Below are 2,478 nucleotides of genomic sequence, written 5' to 3' on the forward strand. Positions count from 1 at the left end.
CCAGTGGCCATCACCACCCCCCTCCCGACCCAGGCCCGCTCCAAACGCGAGGCGGAGCCCTACGAGCTCCACGAGCCGCACGTCTGTGTGTTCAGCGCCGAGGGGCCCTGCGCCGATGTGCCGCTCACCAGTGAGCCGCCGCTTCCGGACGCGGCCCCGCTCACCAGCGAGCCGCCCCTCGCCGACGCGGCTCCCCTCACCAGTGAACCCACGTCCCACGGCGCCGCATCGGGGGTCTAGATGACAGAAGATCCAGGGGGTTCGGGCCCGACGCCCGGGACTCCGCTGGCCCGGCTTGCCGCCCTGCACGGCGTCGCCACCTCCTACAGCCCCTCACCGGACCGTACGGTCGCGGCCTCGGACGGCGCGGTCGTGGCCGTCCTCGCCGCGCTGGACGTCGACGCGAGCACCCCCGAGGCCGTGGGCACCGCCCTCGCCGCGCGCGAACGGCAGCTGGCCGCACGGCTGTTGCCGCCGACCGTGGTCCAGTGGGCCGACGGCGACCCCCCGGCCGCGCTGACCGCCCTCCCGGAGGGCACCAGGCTGCGCGTCGAGACCGAACAGGGCGAACTCCGCTCCACCACGGAGCAGCTGCCCCCCGGCGTGCACGCCCTGCGCGCGACCGCCCCCGACGGCCGCACCGCCGAGGCCCACCTGGTCGTGGCCCCGGCCCGGCTGCCCTCCCCGCCCGAGCGCACCTACGGCCTCCTCGTCCAGCTCTACTCGCTCCTCTCGCGGCGCAGCTGGGGCATGGGCGACCTCGGTGACCTCGCCGAGCTCTGTGCCTGGGCCGGCCGCGCCCTCGGCGCCGGATTCGTCCAGGTCAACCCGCTGCACGCGGCCGTACCCGGCGCCCCCACCGACCCCTCCCCGTACCGCCCCTCGTCCCGCCGCTATCCGGACCCCGTCCACCTGCGCGTGGAGGACGTACCGGAGTACCCGTACGCCCTCGCGGAGGTCGCCGCCTCGTCCCCCGACGACCGCGACGGCCTCGGCGTGCTGCCGGCGCGGGCCGCGCGTCTGCGGGAGTCCGTGCTGGCCAAGGGCGAGCTGATCGACCGGGACGCGGTGTGGGACCTCAAGCGGGACGCGCTGGAGCTGGTGCGCGCCGTCCCCCTCGGCCCCGGGCGGAGAGCCGCGTACTGGGACTTCCTCGCCGAGGAGGGCCAGGCGCTGGAGGACCACGCCACCTGGTGCGCGCTCGCCGAGGTCCACGGCTCCGACTGGTCGCGCTGGCCCCCGGCCCTGCGCGACCCGCGCTCCCCCGAAACCGCCCGCGCCCGGGGCGAGTTGATGGACCGCGTCGACTTCCACACCCGCCTGGCCTGGCTCACCGACGCCCAGCTCGGCACCGCGCAGCGCTCCGCCCGCGACGCGGGCATGCCCATCGGCCTGGTGCACGATCTGGCGGTCGGGGTCCACCCCGGCGGCGCCGATGCCTGGGCCCAGCAGGAGTACTTCGCGGCCGGCATGTCCGTCGGCGCGCCACCCGACGCCTTCAACTCCCGGGGCCAGGACTGGGGCCTGCCCCCCTGGCGCCCCGACCGCCTCGCCGAGTCCGGATACGCCCCCTACCGCCACCTCCTGCGCGCCCTCCTGCGCCATGCGGGCGCCCTCCGCATCGACCACGTCATGGGCCTGTTCCGTCTCTGGTGGGTCCCGCAGGGCGAGGCCCCGACCGAGGGTACGTACGTACGCTACGACGCCGACGCGATGCTCGCGATCCTGGTCCTGGAGGCGTCGCGGGCCGGCTCCCTCGTGATCGGCGAGGACCTCGGCACGGTCGAGCCGGGGGTCCGCGAGGCGCTCGACGCGCGCGGGGTGCTGGGCACGTCCGTGCTGTGGTTCGAGCGCGACTGGGAGGGCACGGGCCGCCCCCTGCCGCCTGAACGGTGGCGCGCGAACTGTCTCGCCACCGCCACGACGCACGACCTGCCGCCCACGGCCTCCCGGCTGACCTGTGACCACGTCGACCTCCGCCACGGCCTCGGCCTGCTGACCCGCTCGCTGGCCGAGGAGCGGGCGGAGGCGGCCGCCGACGCGGGCGAGTGGCTGGCCCTCCTCGCTCGGCTGGGGCTGCTGGACGGGGCCGGTGGGGGCATCTCGACGACCTCCGAGGAGGCCCAGATCCAGGCCCTCCACCGGTTCCTCCTGCGGACCCCGGCCCGCATGATCGGTCTCTGGCTCCCCGACACGCTCGGCGACCGGCGCCCGCAGAATCTGCCGGGCACGTGGGATCAGTATCCGAACTGGCGCCTGCCGATCGCCGACGCGGCGGGGAGGGCGGTGACGCTGGAGGAGCTGGCGGCGTCGCGTCGCTTGCATGCGCTGGTGGATGTGCTGCGGGGGCCCAGTAGCTCGGGTGCCCAGTAGCTCGGGGGGTGCGGGTTTCGTGGACGGGTGCGGGTGCGGGTGCGGGTGCGGGCGAGTGGGGGCACTGCGCGAGAAGCCCCACCGGGCCCGCACTCGCTCACGAAA

At 75.9% G+C, this 2,478-nt stretch carries 2 protein-coding genes; both read left to right on the forward strand.

What is annotated here, in order from left to right:
• Positions 1 to 3 precede the first annotated feature (3 nt).
• Positions 4 to 240 (forward strand): hypothetical protein, encoded by a 237-nt coding sequence (locus tag P1P70_RS43375; RefSeq protein WP_319247832.1) that lies wholly within the window; start codon positions 4 to 6, stop codon positions 238 to 240.
• Positions 241 to 2,373 carry a 4-alpha-glucanotransferase gene (malQ, locus tag P1P70_RS43380; protein ID WP_319247830.1) on the forward strand — a complete coding sequence of 711 codons (2,133 nt, stop codon included), beginning with the start codon at positions 241 to 243 and terminating at the stop codon, positions 2,371 to 2,373.
• Positions 2,374 to 2,478 lie beyond the last annotated feature (105 nt).

The organism is Streptomyces sp. MB09-02B (genome assembly GCF_033794485.1).
Lineage (GTDB): Bacteria > Actinomycetota > Actinomycetes > Streptomycetales > Streptomycetaceae > Streptomyces.